7 protein-coding genes and 1 pseudogene are annotated in these 6,000 nt (G+C 38.3%); 3 read left to right on the top strand and 5 right to left on the bottom strand.

Annotated elements, in window-relative coordinates:
* Nucleotides 1-452: 452 nt before the first annotated feature.
* Together LC454_RS26170 and LC454_RS26165 are read right to left on the bottom strand one after the other, a co-directional pair.
* Nucleotides 453-866: an immunity 70 family protein gene (locus LC454_RS26170; RefSeq protein ID WP_223585372.1), complete on the bottom strand. Its 414-nt coding sequence runs from the start codon at nt 864-866 to the stop codon at nt 453-455.
* Nucleotides 867-1,128: 262 nt separating this feature from the next.
* Nucleotides 1,129-1,731 carry a DNA alkylation repair protein gene (locus LC454_RS26165; RefSeq protein WP_223585371.1) on the bottom strand — a complete coding sequence of 201 codons (603 nt, stop codon included), beginning with the start codon at nt 1,729-1,731 and terminating at the stop codon, nt 1,129-1,131.
* Nucleotides 1,732-2,160: 429 nt separating this feature from the next.
* Between LC454_RS26165 and LC454_RS26160 the strand changes: the two genes are divergently transcribed.
* Complete coding sequence (locus LC454_RS26160; protein WP_223585370.1) at nt 2,161-3,132, top strand: aldo/keto reductase; 972 nt, start codon at nt 2,161-2,163, stop codon at nt 3,130-3,132.
* Entirely contained in the window at nt 3,133-3,942 is an 810-nt protein-coding gene (locus tag LC454_RS26155) for a helix-turn-helix domain-containing protein (RefSeq protein WP_223585369.1), read from the top strand.
* 54 nt (nt 3,943-3,996) lie between these two features.
* On the opposite strand, the gene LC454_RS26150 is transcribed toward LC454_RS26155, so the two are convergent.
* From LC454_RS26150 to LC454_RS26140, 3 genes are all read right to left on the bottom strand, one after another.
* Nucleotides 3,997-4,347 (bottom strand): YtxH domain-containing protein, encoded by a 351-nt coding sequence (locus tag LC454_RS26150; protein WP_223585368.1) that lies wholly within the window; start codon nt 4,345-4,347, stop codon nt 3,997-3,999.
* A gap of 248 nt (nt 4,348-4,595) precedes the next feature.
* A complete protein-coding gene (locus tag LC454_RS26145) occupies nt 4,596-4,913 on the bottom strand; it encodes a DUF6766 family protein (protein WP_223585367.1) in 318 nt (105 codons plus the stop codon).
* Nucleotides 4,903-5,400 (bottom strand): CinA family protein, encoded by a 498-nt coding sequence (locus LC454_RS26140; protein WP_223585366.1) that lies wholly within the window; start codon nt 5,398-5,400, stop codon nt 4,903-4,905. The genes LC454_RS26145 and LC454_RS26140 overlap by 11 nt, the downstream gene beginning before the upstream one ends.
* Before the next feature lie 224 nt (nt 5,401-5,624).
* On the opposite strand from LC454_RS26140, the pseudogene LC454_RS26135 reads away from it, so the two are divergent.
* Nucleotides 5,625-5,789 (top strand): annotated as a pseudogene (locus LC454_RS26135) (DUF892 family protein); the annotation flags it as partial.
* Between the last annotated feature and the right edge of the window lie 211 nt (nt 5,790-6,000).

Genomic DNA, 6,000 nt, shown 5'->3' with positions numbered 1-6,000 from the left:
ATGGACGATGCCAATGCATAACTGGGGCTTGACCATATCCCAACTTTATATTAGATTTGGGGATAGACTCAAACTCGAAAGAGGTTTTTAAGTTTTAATCCTATGACACAGTTGGTGTTACACTCCCCTTTAAATACATTTTATTATTCTTTTTAAGAATCCTATGAACAGTTGCAGTCGAGATTGAGGACTCCTATAAGTACCTCATTTTTCATCGCTGTTGATTTATATAATAATGTGGTAAAACGGTAGATTTACTATCATTTTAACATAAATTTATTGAAAGGATCTGTATGAATCACACACCTTAGGAACTTGTCCAAATTAGTTTGAAGACATACAAGTTCATTTGGTAATAAGTTTTTTATTCTAACAAGATGTTCAGATAGAATTTCGATTTTATTATCAATACTTCCGTATTCTTCAAAAAATTTTTCAAACATTTTTATACTTTAAATACTTGTAATACAGATACTCTTTTTAATTTGTTTTGCATCATTAAATGCCCTGATAAACAAATTAAAAATATCTTCGCCATCCGAGGTATAAAAATAATTAGATAAACTTGTAATTCTATCTGCAATTTTCTCTCCCCATGGTGGTTGCAATTCTAAATTATCAATATCCCAAATAATACAGTTAGGAGCATATTCTTTTAATGCCTCTTTAATTTCCGCTAATTCTTTTTCTGCATCTAGAATTTTATCCGAGGATAACTCACCGTTATATAATTCTTTCATTATAAACGGATACTTCTTCCCCCAATTATTATCTTCCAAATTGTAAGCAATCGTAGAAAAGAAAGAATGTAAAATGCTTCCTGTTCCTATTTTATAAAACATAGGGCCTGTTTTTAATCCTACCATTTTTATTTTATATTTATTTGTTCAAATTTACGGTTCAGATTTTAATGTTTTAAAGAAACTCTCAGCGACAGCATTGTCCCAGCAATTTCCCTTTATACTCATACTTCTTGTTACGATTTTATAGGAATCTAACGTGTCACTAAATTCCAGTTCGGCAATATCCGAAATTGAAAACTTGTTCAAATAAATATCTTTATACAATGCAAAATAAGCCACATACAGAGTGAAATCTATCAGTGAGTATCAGATATATTGCTAATTTTTAGCCTTTAAGAACATGCTTATAGGTGAATGCAATCAGTTTATCATTTAAATTCCATTGTGCCGTTTCGTTGGAAATCAGTTCATCATGTCGCTTGCGAATATCTCTTAATGCATTACCGACAGATTTACGCAGGTATTCACTTTCGCTGGCCTTATGCAAACTGATAAGTTGTATGGCCACTTTGGGGTGGGTTTTAAAATAAGGGCGGCTGGTCCAAATCCTCAGGCCTTCTGTCACAGCCCTGCAAACATTGGGATGTTTGTCACTAAGCCACTCTTGTATTACCAGTAAGGACTGCTCGTAGCCATTGTCTTTACAGAACTGATCAAATGCTTTCGCTACTATTTCCTGTACCCGCCAGCTTTGGTCGGACCGGGCGACCTCTTTAAGCTCGTTCAATACCTGGATGTCTTTCGCAGCAATAAATCCCAGAATGAATATCGCGCAACACCTTAGCTGGTAATGCTCACTTTTCAGCAGGCGAATCGCTATCGACTTTGCATCCTCCAAACTTTCCTGTCCGATGATCTCCAGCGCTTCCTCTTCAAAAGGTTTGAACCCATGCTCAATCTTCGTAAGTTTCTTTTCAAGTGAATCCATGATAACAATTTACTTCCACAAGTTACAAATAATTAATAAGTACCTGAGCCAACATATGAAGTTTAAACATTGGGAAGTAAAATATCACCCTAATCAACTAGTCACAAATAATTTGATAAGGATAAGTTTCACTTTTAACATCTAATTTTCTGACCATAAGCGTTCAGTACAGAAATACACAGCGACAAGATCGTGATGGCCGGAAGTTGGAGCTCATCATGAACGACTTGCAAAAGTAGGGACTAGAATATGGAATAGCAGAAAATTGACAAGAGCCTCTAATTTATATTAATACGCAAAGGTACAGATTCCATGCTAACCGTTCTATTCATATATAGATGAACCATACAGACAAGTAAATTGAACCGTAGAAGAAAGCAATATGGCTATTAAATAAAGACCTTTGACTTATAACATTAAATCAATCAAATGTCAGAAATTACTAAAATTCAATTGGGTCAAAATGGACCTACAGTTTCAAAGATTGGTCTGGGATGTATGCGGATGTCATCCATATGGGGCGGCCCTACACCTAATGAAACCGAAAGCATTGCAACGATCCATCAGGCTTTGGACAGCGGGATCAACTTCCTGAATACCGGAGATTTTTATGGTGCTGGCCACAACGAAATGCTTATCGGGAAAGCCATTAAAGGAAGACGGGCTGATGCTTTCATCAGTGTCAAATTCGGTGCTATTTTTCATAACGGCCAATGGATCGGTTTGGATCTCCGTCCTGTAGCGATCAAGAACTTTGTCAACTATTCGTTGACCCGTTTGGGCATTGAAACCATCGACCTATATCAGCCCAGCAGAATGGATGGCAGCGTGCCGATAGAAGACATCATCGGAACGATAGCGGGCCTGGTGGAGGAAGGTAAAGTACGTCATATCGGTGTATCGGAAATCACCGCCGATCAGCTCCGTAAAGCCAATAGCGTTTATCCCATCAGTGCACTTGAAATCGGTTATTCTTTGGCTGACCGTCAGATCGAAAAGGAGCTGTTGCCCGCAGCTAACGAATTAGGAATTGGTGTCGTGGCATTTGCCAATACGGCTGAAGGCCTGTTAACCGGTGATCTGCAAGCTCCTATTCCTATGGATGACCATCGAAATCACTTTTCCCGTTTTCAGGGTGATAACCTGATCCATAATCTTGAAAAAGTTGAGGTATTAAAAGAAATTGCCCAGCATAAAAATGTCACGCCTACACAGCTTGCGATTGCATGGGTGAAAGAACAGGGGGATAATATCATGCCTTTGGTGAGTATGAGCCGCAGATCAAGGCTACCTGAAAATATCGCTGCGATGGAAATTGTGTTTACCCCACAGGAGATGAATATTTTAAACACTACCTTTGCAATAGGTGCCATCAAAGGCGGTACTTACTTACAAAGATAAATGGAAAGCCCAGCAGAAATTCTTCCCGGCGTTATATTCTACTCCTATCTTTCTTCGGAACGAAAAGAGAAAGCCTGTGTCTGGAACCACCATACCCTGGTATTGCAGGTCTCGGGTCAGATGGTCCTCGAAACTTCAGCGCAGAATGTAAACATATCTGCCGGAGGAGTGTTGTTAATTCACAAGAATCAGTTGGGGACGTTAACTAAAACTCCCGGACCAAGTGGCCATTATGAGACGATCGTCATATCATTGCAAGAAGATCTGATGCGTCAGATCGCGCTGGAGGAAAGACTGGAAGCTCACGGCAAATACACGGGAGCTCCAAACCTATGCCTCCCCAATAATGCGTTTCTAACTGGATATTTCCAGTCGATCATTCCCTATGCCCGAAGCTCTGGTGATCAAATGACTGATGAAATGGGACTTTTAAAGGTAAAAGAGGGAATCAAGTTGATACTGATAGCGGTTCCAGAGCTGCTTAACTTTTTGTTTGATTTTTCGGAGCCTTATAAAATGGACCTGGAAAAATTTATGTTGAGCAATTTTCATTTCAATGTCCCTATCGAGAAGTTTGCACAACTCACCGGGAGAAGCCTTTCAGGGTATAAAAGAGATTTTCAGAAGACCTTTGGCATGCCGCCACGAAAGTGGTTACAGGATAAAAGGCTAAATGAAGCATGGCATTTAATTGAAAGAAAAAACAAAAAACCATCAGCTATCTATCTTGATCTTGGCTTCGAGAGTCTGTCCCATTTTTCTAATGCTTTTAAGAAGAAATTTGGTAAAGCGCCGACTGTAGGTGGATAACGATGTGTTGTCCATTCCCCTTTTTCTAAGCTATAATAAATTGGAAATTAACTGCTACTTTTTAAGATCATTTAGTTTTGACCCGGCCTCCTCTTTAACATCTTCCGCTTTGAATGTAACCTGACCTTTCAGTTTATCATAACCATCTGAGACCGTATCGGCAAAATGACCTGCCGTCTCTTTAATCCTAGAAGTAAGATTGTCATACTGCTCCTTTACAGCATCAGATAGCTCTCCATAATTATTCTGTGCCTGATCTTTTAAATCGTCTGACTTTTTCTTAATTTTCTTTCTGGTTTCCTTTCCACTGCCCGGAGCAAATAATAGCCCTACAAGCGCTCCAATAGCAGCACCTGCCAACATTCCCAGAACTAAGCCCGTTTTGTTATCTTTTTCGTTGCACATTGTATATTTATTTTAAGTGGTTTGTAATTAATTGTATACAAACAAAAAATACAATTAACATACCAGTTTAACCACTATGCTAAATAAAAACAAAGATCAGGTAATAATCCGAAACGTTAACCGTACTTAGACCTATCAAATCATTTATTCTTTGCGTTCCAAAATAAGATGGATTTAGAATATTCACCTATTTTACTTCCTATCCGAATGGTCTAAATGGGCAGTATTCTTCCATAGCTAAGCTCGGTTTATTTACCTGTCTCAGCATTTGCCGCATCAACGGGTTTTGATTCTGGGGATCCTTTCTGACGAAGGAAGATTGTAAGGATTACAATAGAAGCGACCGAAAGGAATTCACTCTCGAAGTTCTCAAAAGTTGCGGAGAAAAAATGACCACTTCGCAAATAAGCAGAAAATATGATTTGTTGCCCCCCTAGATCTTTCAGCTCTTCATTGTGTTCTTTCCATCCAAAAATAGCTTGTGCTCCCAACGCTAAAATAAACAGGCAGATAAAAACAATAGAGAGGCTATTCCGATAAAAAAAACTTTGCTTTTTATAATTCATGGCTGTCCTTAAAAGATTTGATAATAGTTTTAACAATGTCTTCAATCGTGTGGTACACAATTTCGCGGGCTGATCCGCTAAATACCTCCCTACGTTCAATAGTTCTTTCCCCGATCAATACACAATAAAACATAGTACCGACAGGCTTTCCGGGGCCTTCGCTTCCACCCGAAGTTGTCAGCCCGGTAACAGAGACAACAACATCGGCACCCATCATCTTTTTCAGCCGAATTGCCATCTCTTTAGTGACTTCGGCAGATTCCGGTGTGTATGTCTCGATGAGTGTTGTAGGCACCCCTAAAATTTTTTCTTTTATGTGGGCATCATAACAGACAAGGCCTCCCCGTAAAATCTCTCCCGAATGTTCGCTTTGCGAAAATTCGAACGCTAAGATTCCTGCTGTGGCACTTTCCGCAAAAGCGACCGTTAATTTAGCAGCGGCAATAAGATTGCCGCACTCTTCAATTAATTCTTTTAAATCCGCCATGTTTCCTGTTTATAAATACTGTTTCCTTGTGCACTACATATTAACATAACACTAAACTGAACAACAGCAAAGTCTGAAAGGTTTCACTGATATTGATACAAAGACCAGGGATAGACTTGAAGGAGAATGTCTCTTATTTTTTTTGACAAGTATTAAATTTCTTTTATTGAACCAAAATGGAATTGGCTTGGTTATCTATAAAGTAACTCTTAAAAATTTTTATTATGGCAACTACAAAATCTGTAACGGCAAAAAATGCCGCGAAGAAACCTTCCGGCAATACCGGAAAAATGAAAGACAGTGAATTCCACGAATTTTTTGTCGATGAACTAAAAGACATTTATTGGGCAGAGAAACATCTAGTGAAAGCTTTACCCAAAATGCAGAAAGGCCGATAACGAACATTTTATCATTGCTCGTTTTAAATGCCGCCCCTAATAGCCTACGTGTCGTTAATATAAAAAAGTTTCAGCAAGAAATCCAAATGAATTCTCACTTTTTGATCTTGTATTCCATATTTTATAGTCATGCTTTTTTTGAATCTTAAATGTAAACAATTTGTTCCACAACAATATTATTCCAGAACTTAAGTAAGTTTTT

This window comes from Sphingobacterium sp. GVS05A, assembly GCF_019969845.1.
Taxonomy (GTDB): Bacteria; Bacteroidota; Bacteroidia; order Sphingobacteriales; family Sphingobacteriaceae; genus Sphingobacterium.
Note: the sequence above shows the minus strand (reverse complement) of the source record. Positions and strands in the feature narration are given on the sequence as shown.

Bases quoted from the DNA above. Each gene is read 5' to 3' on its own strand.
- LC454_RS26155 (WP_223585369.1), top strand. From the start codon at position 3,133: ATGGAAAGCCCAGCAGAAATTCTTCCCGGCGTTATATTCTACTCCTAT.
- LC454_RS26160 (WP_223585370.1), top strand. From the start codon at position 2,161: ATGTCAGAAATTACTAAAATTCAATTGGGTCAAAATGGACCTACAGTT.
- LC454_RS26150 (WP_223585368.1), bottom strand. From the start codon at position 4,347: ATGTGCAACGAAAAAGATAACAAAACGGGCTTAGTTCTGGGAATGTTG.
- LC454_RS26145 (WP_223585367.1), bottom strand. From the start codon at position 4,913: ATGAATTATAAAAAGCAAAGTTTTTTTTATCGGAATAGCCTCTCTATT.
- LC454_RS26170 (WP_223585372.1), bottom strand. From the start codon at position 866: ATGGTAGGATTAAAAACAGGCCCTATGTTTTATAAAATAGGAACAGGA.
- LC454_RS26140 (WP_223585366.1), bottom strand. From the start codon at position 5,400: ATGGCGGATTTAAAAGAATTAATTGAAGAGTGCGGCAATCTTATTGCC.
- LC454_RS26165 (WP_223585371.1), bottom strand. From the start codon at position 1,731: ATGGATTCACTTGAAAAGAAACTTACGAAGATTGAGCATGGGTTCAAA.